This window comes from Sulfitobacter sp. M85 (assembly GCF_029285915.1).
In the GTDB taxonomy this organism is placed as follows: Bacteria; Pseudomonadota; Alphaproteobacteria; order Rhodobacterales; family Rhodobacteraceae; genus Sulfitobacter; species Sulfitobacter faviae.
On sequence record NZ_JABECQ010000011.1, the window covers coordinates 1 to 15379 of the forward strand.

Sequence of the window (15379 nt, forward strand, 5' to 3'; positions counted from 1 at the left end):
CCGGTTCAAGGGGTGTCAGCTGAGGTGGCTAATTGGCAGCTGAGGCATGCTCGCGGCTCGGTTGATGTCGGCTTTCAGCGCTTCCAACCCGTTTGTGCTTCGCGCAGCAATTGGGAGGTATGGGCTCTAAGCTGCCATTTTCTGCTTCGCAGCAAAGCATAGTCAGGCGGCCTCGGCGCTGCCCCCTGCCCTACCCGCCTCCGATCTGGCGATCAGGTAGTCGCAGGCGCGCTGCGCATCTACGGCGTGCTTGAAGATCGCGCCCTTGTCCGACCGAAGAACGCGCAACCAGTTGTGGAGATAGGCGGCATTCATCTCGAGCGTATGCGCCGTGAAGCCGAGCGACTGACCCAGGAACACCGAGGCCAATTCCGCGACGATCTCCTCGCGCGCATAGGACGTGTTGCCAAACTTCGAGAACCCGAAATCACGGTTCAGTCGATGGGGGGCCTTTGTGGCATGGGCCAGCTCATGGGCCCAGACCCCGTAGAAATTGCGCGGGTCCTGGAACCGCGTGATGGACGGCATGTAGACCTTGTCCACGGGCGGCAAATAATACGCTTCCGTTCCTGTGAAGACGGTCGTGATGTCGATGGCGTCAAAAAACGCCTGCATGTGCGGGATGGGCTCGGACGGCGGATGCTCGGGCACGGGCTCCGGGTCGGGGTAGAAACTGTCAGGCAATCCCTCGATCTGGCAGGCATTGAACACGCGGTAGGATTTCTGGAAGCGGAAGATGCGAGCTTCCTCGGAGTGATCATCCCCGCCGTTGCGGTCGTCCTCGCCGCCCGCATCTTTCCGGCTTTGACCGTAATAAACGACGACAGAGGATTTCTCGCCCTTGCGGACCTTTGCGTCCAACGCATTGGCCTGCGGCAACGTCATCCAGAAGGGCGAGCTGTGGCCCGCCATCACGGTCCGCATCGTCAACAGGAAGTTGTTCACCCCCTGGTAGGGTTCCCCGCCTACGCGCAGCGGACGAGAGCTGCCACCTGCGGTCCATGGCTTGCGCCACGGCAGGACGCCGCGCTCGATGATGCGGATGATTTCGTTTGTGATGACCTCGGAGGCATCGAATTTGGGCGTGCGGGATCGAGCCATGACTGGCGTCCTTTCGAGTTTTGGTGAGAGGGAATGGTGATCAGATTGACTGACGGGGCCGCGGATCGTTGGCGATCCTGGCACCGAGGGCTTCGACCATGTCGATGTAGGTGGACAGCAAGACGGACCTGCCGGGACCCCAAGGTTCAGAGTCGTCCGATCCGTCCCGCGTCACCCGCGGCAGGTTCGCGAAGGCAATCACATCGATGACGGGTCGGATATCGATGAAGGGCGTCCCTCGTGCGACCGCAAGAGTGGCCAAGGGAAAGCGCTCGATCGGCGCGAGAGTCGAAACGATAGTCCAACCAAGATGGATGAATGTCCCTCCCTCTCCGCAGATCACATGCGCGTTTGGTAATGACGCCGCCTGCTTCAGATAGCCGAGGTCACGCAGGACAGTCTCGCGCTCGAGCCGTTGTGCCTGCCCCGTCTGGCCGGCTCGGCGTAGTTCCTTGTGTCGCCACCACGAGGCAGCGGTGGCGCGCAACACGCGCAAGACACCTGTTTGCATGGGAATGCCCTTCATCAGGAAAGACAGACCGGAATCCGGCCCGGACCCATCTGAGGGCCCCCAAAGGCCCTCATCCGTCAGTCACAAAACCCGAAGAACACTTTCTCTTTTTCCGGCCCCTTTGGGCACACAACAAAACCGAAAAGCCCGGCGCATCTGCCGATGCCATTGATTTCATGCAGCAATTCTAGATCGGCAACGCATATCGGCAAAACCTTGCTTGAAAGTACGAAATGTGTTTATTTTTCAACTACTTTGTAAATATGAAAGATCGGCAAAATGCTGGAAACACCCGCCAGAATCGAACCCTGCTTCTTCGAGGAGCATATTCCTACAGAATTGGCAGACCTTTCGGTCGACATCCAGAGGGAAGCCACCGGGCTGGGACAAGGGTTGCATCCTGACAGCGCAGCCGAACTTGCCGATCTCGTCCGTGTGATGAACTGCTACTACTCCAACCTGATCGAAGGACACAACACGCGCCCCCGCGACATCGAAAGGGCGCTGGCTGGTGCCGAGCTTGAGGAAGAAACCCGTCCTCTCGCCCTTGAGGCCCGAGCGCACGTCATCGTTCAACGGGCCATCGATGAGATGCATCGCATAGGCACCCTGCCCCGCCCCACATCCGTCGAATTCCTGACTTGGGTCCATAAGAGCTTCTACGACGAGATGCCGGATGAGTTTCGGGTCATCGAACATCCCGACGGCACACAAGAGCCCATCGTTCCGGGACGCATGCGCCAAGATGACGATCGGGAAGTTGCGGTCGGGCGCCACCTACCTCCTTCATCGTCGCGCATCGCGGCATTCATGGACCATTTCGACAAACGGTTTCAGATTGCGGCGCGGTCTTCGAGCGGACGGATCATCGCGATCGCGTCGGCACATCACCGGCTGAACTACATCCACCCTTTCCCGGATGGTAACGGCCGTGTCAGCAGACTGGTGTCTCATGCCATGGCCCTCACAGCGGGGATCGGTGGCCAGGGGCTCTGGTCCGTATCGCGAGGGCTGGCCCGCGGACTGACCGATCGGGGCGAGTACAAACGGATGATGGATCTGGCCGACAGTCCTCGCCGCGGAGACCGCGACGGGCGTGGGAACCTGTCAGAAGCGGCACTGAAGACGTTCAGTGAATGGTTCCTAAAGGTGACGCTCGACCAGATCACCTTCTCAGCAAGATTGTTCGATCTCGGCGGATTGGACCAACGGTATCGTCGTCTTGTTGCAGATACCATCGATGACAAGCGAGCACCGGAACTAATCTCGGCGGTTCTTCGGCATGGCGCACTGGAACGAGGCGACGCCCAGATAGTGCTCAAGACGTCCGAGCGTACTGCCCGCAACACGTTGAGTAAATTGACCGCCGCCGGATACCTGACTTCCGCCTCGCCGAAGACGCCAGTTCGGTTGGCGTTCCCGTTGGATTATCGTGAGCGGCTCTTTCCAAACCTCTTTGGAGATGGTGACCTCCCACAATAACTTTAGGAATTTAGTTTTTGATGCCTGGCCGCGGATTTCTTCCATGGGCGGCGAGATTTCCATCAAGGTTCGCTCGTGCGTTACTTGTCCACCGCGGTGGACATCTGCTGGTCTGAGATAAACTGAAGAACCACCACGCGCCTCCAGGTGAGTTTGGACAGTTGTGGTTACCACAAGCGCCGCTTCTCGTTCGAAGTCCACCGCGGTGGACATTAGACAGTTCGCTCATTGGCTTCGGACAGTCGCTTGATCAAAGCTAATGGATCAAATTGGTTTTGCCTTTGACCCAGGGTGATACTGTGAAAATACGCTCCAAAATCCCTGATGCGTTTTCCAAGTTGTAACATGATAAAGATCGCGCATGACGCTTGCTGAGCTCCCACAGCATTCTTGGCTTTCTCGAAGGTTTCTGGGTGGATGCCCATCATGGGTGCAAGTGTTCGCGCATGGTTTTCAATGTCCAACCAGTTTCTAAGTCTCTCTGTGGAGAACGATGTCGCCTGATCGCAGACTGAGGTCAGCAAGTCTGGTTTCAGGGCCTCATCGGCTATATTGCTATCTAAATCTTTTTTTTCTTCTTCAGACTTAGATTGATGCCGGACAGTTTGTCCGTCATTGGCGGGCAATTGCATAGTTTCAGGCGGGTCATCCGGGGTAGTCAAACTCTGGCATTCTGCGTCTGTATTGGCGAGCAGAGCGTGGTATTCGGGGAGGCTCAGCTTTCTGCGTAGAGCTTTCCGTGCGTGGTTGATGAATGCGTTGCTAGGATCGTACTCTTCCAAATGGGCGAGCTTTGTAAGGATCTGTTTGCGGACAAATATCCGATCTCGCCGGTTATTCTCCATCTCTTGCGCGATGGCTATAAGCTCGCTCGCACGTTGGAGCAGGGGGGTGAGAGACAGTCCATAACTGATGCACTCTCCGCCGGATGAGCGAACGCGGTAGCGCTTTCGATTCGAGCTGTCATTGCGCGTGATGAATCCGAGTTCAACGAAGCGGTTGATGTGTCTCCGGAGTGTTCGTTCGTCGATTCCTCCGACGCGTTGGCAAAGTGAATTGTTAGATGCAAAAACCGTTTCGCCTTGGCCCGGTTTCAGAAAACTGAGCATTGCTTGAAGTGTCTGTATGTGGCCAGGACGTAGACCAAACACGCTGCGTGCATCCCTCAGGGCTCTGAAGATGGTCCAAACGTCGGTTTCAGATGGGGGAGATGAGCCGCGGGTTGCATCAGCACCTGCGGCTTCGATCGAGAGTTTTGTAAATGCCATGGTTTGTTCACGACGACCGTTCGGCCCACAACTTCCCAGTCTCTTCCCGAGATTTCTCTCAGAAAAAGGCAATAAAAATCCGTCCACCGAATCGGTGACTCTTGACCGGTTTGCTGGAGGTTGCTACATCATGAGTGCTAATCGAATGATGAGGGCTCTCCAGGGGAAACTTTGGGGGGCTCTTTTCTTTCGGGTCTTCGCTTTTCTCCTCTGCTCGTGTTGCTCTGTGTGGCCTGGGTTAGGACCCAGAGCCTCTCTCATTCCGCCATTGTTCAAAGAGCTGCAAAAGCGTGGCTTCCACGCGCTCTTCGAGCCATTGGCCGAATTCTGGATTGTCCTTTTTGGTGACCTTGATAGCGATCGCCTTCTCATCGACTGTCAGCGTGCCCAATGAACTGCCGTTCTCATCTTTGATGACCGAAGTCAGGCCACGATTGGGCGGCTTCTTGTCGCTACGTGCTTTGCTCGAGCAAGCCGAATAGACCGCTTGGAACTTTTCGGAACTAGGTGTGCCGTCGGGCAGAGTGGCGAGCGCCTCTTTGGCGACGTCCACCAAATCTACCTTCACCGATAAGGCAGCCAGATCACTCCACTGCCGTCGTCCGATCCCATGTGCTGGCCCGATGAGTTGAACAAGGCCGTCTGGCAGTTGTTCTATGACGACCCTGTGGTTGGATACGCCTTGCCGGGTCAGACCCAGAGCATCCTGGATGACACCGGGTTTGTAGCCAGATTCCTGCATCTCCTTGATAAACAGTGATTTTTCTATGAAAGATGGATCAAGCCTGAGGTTGTTCTCCTGGCCTTGAGCGATCAGAGATGCGTCATCATCCAAGGTTCGAACAATTGCCTTGACCGTTCCACCGACCTTGCGGATCGCCGCAAGCCTGCGGCGGCCGTAGATGATGCGGTATCTGTCCGGTTGGGCAGATGGACGGACCATGATTGGCACTTGTTGGCCATGCTTGGCGATACTCTCGGCCAATTCATCGATGCTGGAATCTTCCAGCACCAACCGATCGCGCAGCCCATCCATATCAATCTGATCGGGCTCGATGTCGCGGATCGAGTTTGCTGTAATCTCGCGCAACGAGTCGCGCAGTCCTCCAACAGATCCCGGCAGCTTTGCCGCTTTTGGCGGGGTAGGGGAGGGGGCTCCGCTCTCCGTCTCATTCCTTGGAGGCTGGTTGAAGATGTTTCGGGCCATTAGCGACGCCCCCATGCCATTTGGATCGTCTGCTCTAGCTCATCGCCAACGCCATTCACGCTGGTCAGGGCACGATCAATTGTCTTTCTGATGAATTGGCTTGGATCGACTTCGTAGACGGTCTGCTGGGTCATCCCCGCGTCGGAGATCGCCGTAGACTTCAGCATCGGCTCTGTCATGACCTGACCTGCCAGAATTGATCTCAGGTAGCCTGCCATTTGGGTCTGCGGACCGTCCGACGGTTCATATCTGGTAATCAGGAACTTGACAAAATCCCATGTGACACGCCGACCGATGGCTTCCTCCACCGCCTTGACCGTTTCTGAAGCAAGCTTCAGGAATTGGCTCATGGATGCGATGTCAAGCATGCCAGGTACCACGGTAACCAAAAGCCCCGTCGAGGCTGCCAGCGCAGTCAGGGTTAGAAACCCAAGCTGAGGCGGGCAGTCGATCAGGACGATGTCGTAGTTTGCCTCAACCTCTTCAAGCGCCAAGGCGAGGCGCTCTGCAAAGATGGGTTGTACGCGACGGGCGAGAGCGTTTGCGGTCTCGGTTTCGTACTCCGAGAGCATCAAACCGGCGGGCACCATGTCGAGCTTATGGAAGTAGGTCTTTTGGATGACATTCGAGAGAGGAACTTGGTCCTCATATCTCAAAGCATCATAGATTGTGCCGCCATCGGCGAACTCAAGCTCGGGCCGAAAGCCGAAAAACGTGGTCAAACTTGCTTGCGGATCGAGGTCCAGGACCAGCACGCGGTAACCGCGCAAGGCATACCTTTGCGCAAGATGAATCGTTGCAGTAGTCTTTGATGAACCGCCTTTGAAGTTGACGACGGATATCACCTGGAGACGATCGCCATCACGTCGACCTGGGCGGTAGCTTTCTGCGTTCTTTCCAGTGCGTCCAAGAACATCGCGCAACTCATCAATCTCTTGGGCTGTGTAGAAACGGTGTCCGCGGTTGTCTGTATGCACTTCCGGGAAGCTGCCGTCCTTGTGCCGGTTGCGCAGGTTAGATGTGCTTACGCGCAGGAGGCCGGCGACTTCGGTGGAACTGAAGCGGCGTAGGGACTTTCGTTCTTCGGGTTCGAAAGCGATCTTCATCTGGCGATCCAAAGACTCAGCCAGATTGTCGGCAAATGCTCCGATATCGGAAGAGCCTATGCCTTGCGTGTACCCAATGTTACGATCATCCATGTCCTGCCGCCCACTCTCGGCCTCTGTTGAGGCTCTTAGTCATTCTGACGGTGTGCAGCGCGTCTGACGCGTTTTGCCGTCAGAATGGGAATGCCACGATCCAGTGAGTCCGGCAAGAAGAATCTAAATGTAGTGTGAAAGTTATCCACAACACCTATAGGTGTTGTCGTATAAAAAACTCAGCAAGTCATTGATATAGATATATTAAATGCAGATCTAACCGAATCGAGCCGCTGCTCTGTTGAGTTGGCACATTAGCAGCTAACCCCAAGCAACCAATGGCACTTTCTGCCTCCTGCGGAGTTTTCTCCCGGTGAAATTTTTTGGATTCGGGTCAGAAGCTACATCGGATCTTGGCTCGATTCGTACGGCATGAGGCCAAGTCGTTCCGCTCGCTCCAACAGCATCTTCACCGACGAAGGCTGCCAGCTTGTCCGCCCGCGGGGCGTGCGTTCGCGCATCGCTTTCAGCCATTCACAGATCGCTTGAAGCGTGATGTCGGGATCGGTGCTCTTGATGCCAGCAATAATGGCGGGCAGGCGGTCGTCCTTTTCGCGGCGCCCGGCGCGGGCCAGCACCTCGGCAGGTAGGAAGCCGTCGCGGACATAGGCCTTCACAGCGCGCAAGAGACGGCTTTGGGTCCAGCGACGCGCCTCGGGCAGGGGGCCGTTGATGATGCGCACAACGTCTTCCCAGGCCAAGTCGGGGCGCAACCGGCGCACTTGGGGCACCCAGTCTTGAGCCGTCTCGTTCAGCCGCTCCATGTAGCCGTCTTGCCGCGCGAGCCGCACCTTGCGAAGAGCGGCAGGGTCTTTGGCCCGCAGCCCAGGGTTCCCGCCCACGCGGCCCTTTGTGCGTGCGCTGGCAAGGCCGGCCTTGGTGCGTTCCCGGATCAGGGCACGCTCGAACTCGGCCGCAGCGCCCAAGACCTGCAACGTGAACTTGCCCTGCGGGGATCCAGTGTCTATCGGGTCCTGGATCGAGCGAAAGAACGCGCCCTTGGCCTCCAGACGTTCGATCACCTCCAGCAAGTGCGACAAAGACCGCGCAAGCCGGTCGATCCGCACGACGACCAGCGTGTCGCCGTTCTGGACACGTTCGAGCACGCGCGCAAGCACTGGACGCGCGCGATTGCCGCCGGAAGCGTGTTCTTCGAAGATTTCGGCGCAGCCAGCAGATTGAAGGGCCTCAGACTGGGGCAGGGGGGTCTGATCCTCCGTGGAAACTCGAGCGTAGCCTATCAAGGGCATGAAATCGGGCCGTTTGCAATTTAGGGTATTACTAATAAACGACCGTTTGTAACCAAATGCAAGTAGGTGCTCTCTCGTCGTGCTCGTCCAAAAACCTTTGGTTTCCTTGCGCTGAAAGCGATCTGAGAGGTTTCACCTGCAGTCGCGCGCGCGTACTATATAAATGGCGCAGGCAGCGGCCACGAAAACGCCTGGGCAATGTGCAAAAAATCAGTATTTTGCACACAAGATGACGCAAGCCTCTTCTTTGACTGATGATTACGGCGACCTCCTTATCACCATCGAGGAGGATGAAGAGGCTCACGAAGACGATCTCTGGTTTCTACCTAGGTCACTTGAAGAAGAACCGGATGATTTGCCTCCAGGGCCACGGGCGGAACCGCCCGACACTGCTGTCGTCGAAGACTGGGCAAAAGCAGAAGGCGTTCACGCTGCGCGACTGGCAAGAGTGGCTGGACGCCTGGGAGCTCTGGATGACCGGCTGCTGCGTGGCCCGGAAGGCTGGCGGCATCGCCTCGCTCTTATCGAGGCAGCGGATCTCAGCTGGTTCGCAGGGGATCGGGTGAGTTCTGATCGTCTGGCGCTCTGGATATCGATGCGGCTGTCAGGTGCACAGGATGACCCAAATGCACTGGCAAGAGTTGGATGGGCTGTTCGGCGCCTAACAGGCGGTCCTGGACCGAAAGCTGACTTGGCCGCCTTCCTGGATCGCCGCGATCCCGAGAACATTGAAGACAGCGCTGAGCGTTTCGAGGATCGCGCGGGTGGGTGGCTGGACGTCATGGCAGCCGCAAAGGGTCTCCACCCGATCACGCGGGCGTGCATGGGGTATCACCTGTGGAGCTTGGCGGGCCTCGGACGCCACGGCGACCAGATCGAAGCTGCCGTCACCGCGTCCAGGATCGCGACCAGCGATGGAAGCGGTGCCATCTTCGCGCCGCTCGCTATGGCCGGGGCCGGGGGGCTGCGCGTTTCGGGCTTGCCACCCGAGCGTTTGGCCCGCTGGTTGGATGGGATGAACAGCGCAATTCTAACGGCGATGCGAACACTTGATGATATTGAAGTGTGGATCGGGCGGGCAGAAAACGTCATGGCGCAATTATCTGGCCGCACGCCGGTTGCCTTGCGAAAGGTTTTCACGGAATGGCCCTTGGTCTCCGCCCCGATGGCTGAGGCCATGACCGGAGCCAGCCGCGCCGCCGTTCAGCGCAATCTCGCATGGATGGAGGCAAGCGGTTTGATCCGCGAGGTGACGGGGCACGGGAGGTATCGCATGTGGAAAGCTGACCTAATATAGGTCATTTGTCGAGGCTGACACCGGCTTGACCTGGCACGCTTTAGTGCCGCCCCAGATGATCGTTTAAGCCACTTTCCGTTCGAATGCGACAAGGCTTTTCCAGCCCAAAGCGTTCGTTAGCCATTCGTCTCACGTTTTTGTGACAATTGATCGCTTGAAGCTCCAGTGGGTGAAGGTTGTAACCAGGCGAAAGAGGCACGACCGAAGGATTGATCATGAAGCTAATTAAAGACTCATTTATCTCACGTCGCGGAGCGCTGCTCGGTGCGGCCGCAAGTGGCGTGTTCCTAGGAGCAGGCGTTGCAACAGCGCAAACCACAGCACCACTTGCTACGCCACCAGTGCGCCGCAATATTTCATCCTTCAGCACCTCAAACTGGCGGGATCACTTCGATAATCTAAACCACGGTGCAATCCTGTGCGACATTGATTCCCGAGCGGTGCAATATTGGTCAGAGGATGAAAGTGTTTATAAGCTGTATCCGTCGAGCGTTCCGGAATCCGAAGAACTGACAAAACGCGGATACACTAGCGTTATCAAGAAAGTGGAAGGACCAAGCTGGCGCCCCACGCCTTCGATGAAGATCCGCAATCCGGATTGGCCAGACTATTTTCCACCCGGTCCAGACAACCCCTTGGGTACACACGCCCTCTACCTTTCATGGCAATATTACCGCGTCCACGGAACGGGCGACACGCGGAAAATTGGCCGCCAATCGTCGAACGGATGCATCGGCCTTTACAACGAACATATCAAAGAACTGTTCGCTTTGGCTGAGGTAGGAACACAAGTGAAATTGTTCTGATCGCGCACCTAGCATGACTTGTTAAAGTCTTTTTTCGTGTACCGGCGTTCATTCAACGTTCACCGTTCGAAAGCCACAGCTTCATGAATCGAAGAAAATTCCTCCTTGCCGCCGGGGCTGTTGGCACTTTGGCCAGTCAGCCAGTTTCAGCCCATGTAGTGCTGCCAAAGTATGATTTACCGCCGGAGTATTTACCTCAAGTAGTGAGCATTCCAGAGGGCTCCGCTCCATACGAAATCCATGTTGTTCCAAGCCAGTTTGCCCTGTTCTGGACCCAACCCGATAACACTGCAATTCGCTACGCTGTCGGGATCGGTCGCCCGGGCCTTTACGAGGCAGGCGAATTCTATGTGGGGGCAAAGAAGGAGTGGCCCAGCTGGACACCGACCCCGGGCATGTTGCGTCGTGAACCGAAAAAGTATGGACCGTTTCGGAATGGAATGCCTGGCGGTCTGAGCAACCCTCTAGGTGCGCGGGCCCTCTACCTTTTTCAACCGGGACGCGGGGATACCTTTTTACGTGTGCATGGCACAAATGACCCAAGCACTATTGGCAGTGCCGTTTCAAACGGATGCGCCAGATTGGTTAACGATCAGATTGTCCAGTTGTATGATATGGTTCCGCTGGACACGCGTGTGATCCTGTACCCCGCAACTTTCTAGGGTCAGGATGCATTGATTTTCAAAGCGCTGCGTGATTCACGGCCCGGAAAACGGAGCGGTGACATGAGCGACCTTTTCTGGCTGACCGACGAGCAGATGGCCAAGCTTTCCCCTTTCTTTCCCAAGTCCCACGGCAAGCCTCGGGTCGACGACAAACGCGTCTTGAGCGGGATAATCTTCATCAATCGCAATGGCTTGCGCTGGCGCGACGCGCCTGAAGCCTATGGACCGCATAAGACGCTGTACAGCCGGTGGAAGCGCTGGAGCGAGAAAGGCATCTTCGCCAGGATGATGGTCGGCCTGGCTACCGGACACCGCGAAGAAAAAACCGTGATGATCGACGCGACCTATCTGAAAGCACACCGTACCGCGACCAGCATGGCCGCCAAAAAGGGGGGCGCGGTCGCCTGATCGGTCGAACCAAGGGCGGCATGAACACAAAACTGCATGCCATCTGCGACAGCCAAGGACGACCGCTCAACCTGTTCGTCACCGCCGGACAGGTCAGCGACTACATCGGCGCACGGGCGCTGCTCAGCAGCCTTCCAAATGTCGAATGGCTGCTCGGGGATCGGGGCTACGACGCTGATTGGTTCCGAGAAGCATTGCAAGACAAGGGGATACGCGCCTGCATTCCCGGCCGAAAGCAACGCAAGACCCAGGTCAAATACGACAAGCGCCGCTACAAGCGGCGAAACCGCATCGAGATCATGTTCGGGCGCCTCAAGGACTGGAGGCGCGTGGCAACCCGCTATGACCGCTGTCCAAAGGTCTTTCTCTCAGCCATCGCGCTCGCAGCAACCGTCATCTACTGGTTATGAATCCTGACCCTAACGAATTGTCGCTGCGCAACTTCGGACCAGGTATCGTGCGAGCAGTTTTCTCCTCCCAAGCAAACTGGAAACTGCAAGGATCGCATGTTTACTCACGAAAATTTGCCCTTGAACCTCTAGCCACTAGAAGTTCTATCTGTTCAAGGAGAACACATACCGTTCTTGCCATCAATCGCCGGTGGGAACCGAAAGGGTACGACATGCTGACAAGACGACACTTCATTCAAACAACAACGGCGCTATTTTCTGCGACCGTTCCCGGCGTGACGTTTGCCGATAGCTGGCCCACCGAGGCGCAGAAGGCTGAATGGGACGCACAGGTGACGCCTCCAAATTATGTCCCCGAAACCTCCAATCCCTGGGATTTGCACCCGCGGTTCCTGCCGCAACGAGTCCTTGCGAAGGCCGGTCTCGTGCCGGGAGATATCCATGTCGACGCGGTCGCACGATATCTTTACCACATTGAAGAGGGTGGAACCGCGATGCGCTACGGCGTGGCCATCGCGCGGGGGAACCTCTACGAGCCGGGTGTCTATACCATCAAGCGCAAGGTCAGGTGGCCGCACTGGCAACCGACACAGAGCATGATCAATCGCGACCCCGAACTTTATGCTGACATTGCCGATGGCATGGAACCGGGACCGGAAAACGCGCTTGGATCGAGGGCGCTGTATCTCTACGTCGGGGATCGCGATACCCTTTTGCGCATCCATGGCACTCCGAGCCCACGGAGTATCGGTGGCCGCGCAAGTTCGGGCTGCGTACGGATGGTCATGGCTCATATCAATGATCTTTACCCGAACGTCGAGACCGGCTCTACGGCCTATCTTTACTCGGCGGAGGACAGCGTGACTGCCCGCAGCTAAGCCAAGCAGCGGACGGCAAACGCAATTAAGTTTCGCGAGGGGTGCAGATACGATTGCCGTTCGCCGTGCGCAGCGGCAGCAAGGTTGTTTCTACGGGGCCGCTGTGTTTGTACCAGTAGCACCCGTCTTCCGGTACCAAGCGCGCAGTTGCAACATCCTGATCCGGGGCAGCCATTGCAATCACGGCTTCGGGAACGTTGCCCCCCTGTTTTGCCACGTCGCCCGGTCCAGTCGGCTGGACTGCGCACCCGGCCGTGAGCGACAGCGCCACTGCAACCATCATTTTTTGCTTCAGAATCAAAACCCGCATTAAGTTTCCTTTCGTGACTGTTTTTCTTTGCAGCGGCTGTTCATGCCTCAAGGCGTGATAGAGCCAGTCACCGCATCCTCTAGCAATAAAACAATCTGAAATACCACCGTATTTTGCTCTTGAAGCTCTAGCCACTGTAGGGGCTATGTCATGGTAAAGCACCCGAATCCAGAGGTCCATTCATGCCGTCCGACACCCATCGTCACGACCACGATCACGCCGAAGATGCCCAGACAAGCGGCGGCAGCTGCTGCGGGAGCGCCGGAACGTGCGGCGACATCGTTCCGGCGACCCCCGCGCCAGCGGGCGGGCGCAGTTTTCAGGTGTCCGGCCTCGATTGCGCCGAGGAGGTAGCAATCCTGAACAAGGTGGTCGGCCCGAAGATCGGCGGGGCCGAACATCTTGCGTTCGACGTGATCAATGGACGGATGACTATCCTCGACAGCGCCAAGAGTGTATCGGACGGCGAAATTGCAGAACTGGTCGCAAGCACCGGCATGACCGCCAAGCCCTGGGATGCCGAAAACGCGTCGGTCGACCAGGCGGCCCATCTTGCACGCCAGCGGCTGTTTACGGCGCTCAGTGGTGGCTTCTGGGCCGCGGGATTTCTGTGGCACATCATCGAGACCGGCATGGGGGGGGCACTTGGCCTCTTCGCAGGGCACGGCGAAGCGCCGATGCCACTGGTCGAGGCAGGGCTATTCGCGGTCGCGATCCTGTTCGGTGTTTGGCTCGTGGCGCCCAAGGCATGGTCGTCCGCACGGCGGCTGTCGCCCGACATGAACCTGCTCATGGTCGTCGCAGTCGCGGGTGCAATTGGCCTCGGCGAATTTTTCGAGGCGGCGACGGTTGCGTTCTTCTTCTCGCTCTCGCTTTTCCTCGAAAGCTGGAGCGTCGGGCGTGCGAGGAATGCGGTTTCAGCTCTGCTGGACCTGGCGCCGCCGACGGCAAGAATTCTTTATGATGACGGTTCGGAAGCGGACGTACCGGCTTCCGCGGTTGCTATCAACGCACGTTTCGTCGTGCGCGGCGGAGATCGCATCCCATTGGATGGTGAGGTTGTCGATGGGGCAGGGGCCGTCGATCAGGCGCCAATCACCGGAGAGAGTGCGCTGGTCCCAAAGGAACGGGGCGACGAAGTCTATGCCGGTACGATCAACGGCGAAGGCACACTGACGGTGCGCGCCACGAAGGCCGCCTCGGACACCGTGTTGGCCAAGATTATCCGCATGGTCGGCGACGCCCATGCCCGCCGTGCGCCGGTGGAGCAGTGGGTGGCGAAGTTCGCCCGCATCTACACGCCTATCGTCATGGCTCTCGCCATTGCAATTGCCCTGCTGCCGCCGCTCATTTTCGGTGGGGCCTGGGATTATTGGTTCTACAATGCACTCGTGCTGCTGGTGATCGCCTGCCCGTGTGCTCTGGTCATCTCGACACCGGTCTCCATCGTCGCCGCACTCACCGCCTCAGCGCGGGCTGGGGTGCTGATCAAGGGCGGTGCATATGTTGAGGCACCGGGCAAGACCACTGCACTGGCCATGGACAAGACCGGCACGATCACCATGGGCGAGCCGGAGGTGGCGGCGGTGCATCCGCTGGGCAAAGCATCGGCGCAAGATCTGATGACCCTCGCCGCTGGGCTGGAGGCACGTTCCTCGCATCCCTTGGCGCGCGCCATTCTCGCGCGGGCAGAAGCCGAAGGCATCAATGTGTCCGCCGCGCAAGATACCCGAACCGTTCCAGGTAGGGGACTTGAAGGACGCACAGACGGCCGGTCGATCTGGCTAGGGTCCGACCGGTTTGCCGAGGAGAAGGGTTTCGGCGACGCCATTCCGAAGGATCTGCGCGACCGCATCGAAGGGGCCGGCAGCACCCTTGTTGCCGTGGGCGACGACACCGGCGTCACCGGCATCCTGGAATTGCGCGACCGTATCCGCCCCGATGCCAAGGGCATCGTGGCACAGCTCCACGCGCAGGGCGTGAAGACCATCGTCATGCTGACGGGCGACAACGAGCGGACAGCGCGCGCTGTTGCAGCCGAGGTCGGCATCGACGAGGTCCGTGCCGAGCTTCTGCCCGAAGACAAGGTGACAGCTATCGAAGAACTGGTCGAAACGCATGACATGGTGGCCATGATCGGCGACGGGGTCAACGACGCCCCGGCCATGGCGCGCGCGCATTACGCCATCGCAATGGGTGCCGTTGGTTCGGACGCGGCAATCGAGACGGCGGATATTGCCCTGATGACAGACGACCTCGGGAAGGTGCCTTGGCTGATCGGTCATTCGCGCCGGACAATGTCGATTATCCATCAGAACATCGGTATTTCCTTGGCGACCAAGGGCGTTTTCGTTGTCGCTACCGCTTTCGGAGTGGCATCGATGTGGGGCGCTATTGCAGCCGATGTAGGAGTGTCATTGCTGGTGGTGGCCAACGCCCTGCGCCTGCTGAACAGCCAAGAGGCCAAGGCGCCGCCGTCTGGCGGTGAACAGGTTGGCGAAGGCTTGGCCAAAGGAGCGCTGGCACATGGTCATTGAACTGGGAGAACCCGGAAAGGAGCCGAGACGAGACATGAGCGTGAAGGGCA

14 protein-coding genes are annotated in these 15379 nt (G+C 57.9%); 7 read left to right on the plus strand and 7 right to left on the minus strand.

The window, feature by feature from the left end; all coding sequences use genetic code 11:
• Window positions 1–162: 162 nt before the first annotated feature.
• Together HKX24_RS16140 and HKX24_RS16145 are read right to left on the minus strand one after the other, a co-directional pair.
• Window positions 163–1101: a zincin-like metallopeptidase domain-containing protein gene (locus tag HKX24_RS16140; RefSeq protein WP_276154109.1), complete on the minus strand. Its 939-nt coding sequence runs from the start codon at window positions 1099–1101 to the stop codon at window positions 163–165.
• A 40-nt stretch (window positions 1102–1141) separates the two neighbouring features.
• A complete protein-coding gene (locus HKX24_RS16145; RefSeq protein WP_271694208.1) occupies window positions 1142–1612 on the minus strand; it encodes a hypothetical protein in 471 nt (156 codons plus the stop codon).
• 279 nt (window positions 1613–1891) lie between these two features.
• On the opposite strand from HKX24_RS16145, the gene HKX24_RS16150 reads away from it, so the two are divergent.
• On the plus strand, window positions 1892–3094 hold the full coding sequence (locus HKX24_RS16150; protein ID WP_271694207.1) for a Fic family protein: 1203 nt from the start codon (window positions 1892–1894) through the stop codon (window positions 3092–3094).
• Between the two features lie 212 nt (window positions 3095–3306).
• Here the strand turns inward: HKX24_RS16150 and repC are convergent, their stop codons facing one another.
• From repC to HKX24_RS16170, 4 genes are all read right to left on the minus strand, one after another.
• On the minus strand, window positions 3307–4362 hold the full coding sequence (repC, locus tag HKX24_RS16155; RefSeq protein WP_271694206.1) for a plasmid replication protein RepC: 1056 nt from the start codon (window positions 4360–4362) through the stop codon (window positions 3307–3309).
• 238 nt (window positions 4363–4600) lie between these two features.
• Complete coding sequence (gene repB, locus HKX24_RS16160; RefSeq protein WP_271694205.1) at window positions 4601–5569, minus strand: plasmid partitioning protein RepB; 969 nt, start codon at window positions 5567–5569, stop codon at window positions 4601–4603.
• A complete protein-coding gene (gene repA, locus HKX24_RS16165) occupies window positions 5569–6768 on the minus strand; it encodes a plasmid partitioning protein RepA (RefSeq protein WP_009807965.1) in 1200 nt (399 codons plus the stop codon). The genes repB and repA overlap by 1 nt, the downstream gene beginning before the upstream one ends.
• 341 nt (window positions 6769–7109) lie before the next feature.
• Window positions 7110–8018, minus strand: a complete 909-nt coding sequence (locus tag HKX24_RS16170) for a recombinase family protein (protein WP_271694203.1) — start codon at window positions 8016–8018, stop codon at window positions 7110–7112.
• 229 nt (window positions 8019–8247) lie between these two features.
• Here HKX24_RS16170 and HKX24_RS16175 point away from each other — a divergent pair, with 229 nt between their 5' ends.
• The 5 genes from HKX24_RS16175 (at window position 8248) to HKX24_RS16195 (ending at window position 12482) form a co-directional block, all read left to right on the plus strand.
• The gene (locus tag HKX24_RS16175; protein ID WP_088635931.1) at window positions 8248–9315 is read left to right on the plus strand and encodes a hypothetical protein; all 1068 of its coding nucleotides are present in this window, start codon (window positions 8248–8250) and stop codon (window positions 9313–9315) included.
• 215 nt (window positions 9316–9530) lie between these two features.
• Complete coding sequence (locus tag HKX24_RS16180) at window positions 9531–10121, plus strand: L,D-transpeptidase (protein WP_088635923.1); 591 nt, start codon at window positions 9531–9533, stop codon at window positions 10119–10121.
• Window positions 10122–10204: 83 nt separating this feature from the next.
• The gene (locus HKX24_RS16185; protein WP_009815505.1) at window positions 10205–10783 is read left to right on the plus strand and encodes a L,D-transpeptidase; all 579 of its coding nucleotides are present in this window, start codon (window positions 10205–10207) and stop codon (window positions 10781–10783) included.
• A gap of 63 nt (window positions 10784–10846) precedes the next feature.
• A protein-coding gene (locus HKX24_RS16190; protein WP_088635922.1) for an IS5 family transposase occupies window positions 10847–11604 on the plus strand; the annotation gives its coding sequence in 2 pieces (ribosomal slippage) (window positions 10847–11171 and window positions 11171–11604; 759 coding nt in all).
• Between the two features lie 212 nt (window positions 11605–11816).
• On the plus strand, window positions 11817–12482 hold the full coding sequence (locus tag HKX24_RS16195) for a L,D-transpeptidase (RefSeq protein WP_088635921.1): 666 nt from the start codon (window positions 11817–11819) through the stop codon (window positions 12480–12482).
• Window positions 12483–12507: 25 nt separating this feature from the next.
• On the opposite strand, the gene HKX24_RS16200 is transcribed toward HKX24_RS16195, so the two are convergent.
• A complete protein-coding gene (locus tag HKX24_RS16200; RefSeq protein ID WP_088635920.1) occupies window positions 12508–12792 on the minus strand; it encodes a hypothetical protein in 285 nt (94 codons plus the stop codon).
• Between the two features lie 182 nt (window positions 12793–12974).
• Here HKX24_RS16200 and HKX24_RS16205 point away from each other — a divergent pair, with 182 nt between their 5' ends.
• Window positions 12975–15329 carry a cation-translocating P-type ATPase gene (locus HKX24_RS16205; RefSeq protein WP_271690351.1) on the plus strand — a complete coding sequence of 785 codons (2355 nt, stop codon included), beginning with the start codon at window positions 12975–12977 and terminating at the stop codon, window positions 15327–15329.
• Window positions 15330–15379 lie beyond the last annotated feature (50 nt).

Excerpts from the sequence above, each read along its gene's own strand:
- HKX24_RS16140 (WP_276154109.1), bottom strand. The coding sequence starts at position 1,101 with ATGGCTCGATCCCGCACGCCCAAATTCGATGCCTCCGAGGTCATCACA.
- HKX24_RS16145 (WP_271694208.1), bottom strand. The coding sequence starts at position 1,612 with ATGCAAACAGGTGTCTTGCGCGTGTTGCGCGCCACCGCTGCCTCGTGG.
- HKX24_RS16150 (WP_271694207.1), top strand. The coding sequence starts at position 1,892 with ATGCTGGAAACACCCGCCAGAATCGAACCCTGCTTCTTCGAGGAGCAT.
- repC (WP_271694206.1), bottom strand. The coding sequence starts at position 4,362 with ATGGCATTTACAAAACTCTCGATCGAAGCCGCAGGTGCTGATGCAACC.
- repB (WP_271694205.1), bottom strand. The coding sequence starts at position 5,569 with ATGGCCCGAAACATCTTCAACCAGCCTCCAAGGAATGAGACGGAGAGC.
- repA (WP_009807965.1), bottom strand. The coding sequence starts at position 6,768 with ATGGATGATCGTAACATTGGGTACACGCAAGGCATAGGCTCTTCCGAT.
- HKX24_RS16170 (WP_271694203.1), bottom strand. The coding sequence starts at position 8,018 with ATGCCCTTGATAGGCTACGCTCGAGTTTCCACGGAGGATCAGACCCCC.
- HKX24_RS16175 (WP_088635931.1), top strand. The coding sequence starts at position 8,248 with ATGACGCAAGCCTCTTCTTTGACTGATGATTACGGCGACCTCCTTATC.
- HKX24_RS16180 (WP_088635923.1), top strand. The coding sequence starts at position 9,531 with ATGAAGCTAATTAAAGACTCATTTATCTCACGTCGCGGAGCGCTGCTC.
- HKX24_RS16185 (WP_009815505.1), top strand. The coding sequence starts at position 10,205 with ATGAATCGAAGAAAATTCCTCCTTGCCGCCGGGGCTGTTGGCACTTTG.
- HKX24_RS16195 (WP_088635921.1), top strand. The coding sequence starts at position 11,817 with ATGCTGACAAGACGACACTTCATTCAAACAACAACGGCGCTATTTTCT.
- HKX24_RS16200 (WP_088635920.1), bottom strand. The coding sequence starts at position 12,792 with ATGCGGGTTTTGATTCTGAAGCAAAAAATGATGGTTGCAGTGGCGCTG.
- HKX24_RS16205 (WP_271690351.1), top strand. The coding sequence starts at position 12,975 with ATGCCGTCCGACACCCATCGTCACGACCACGATCACGCCGAAGATGCC.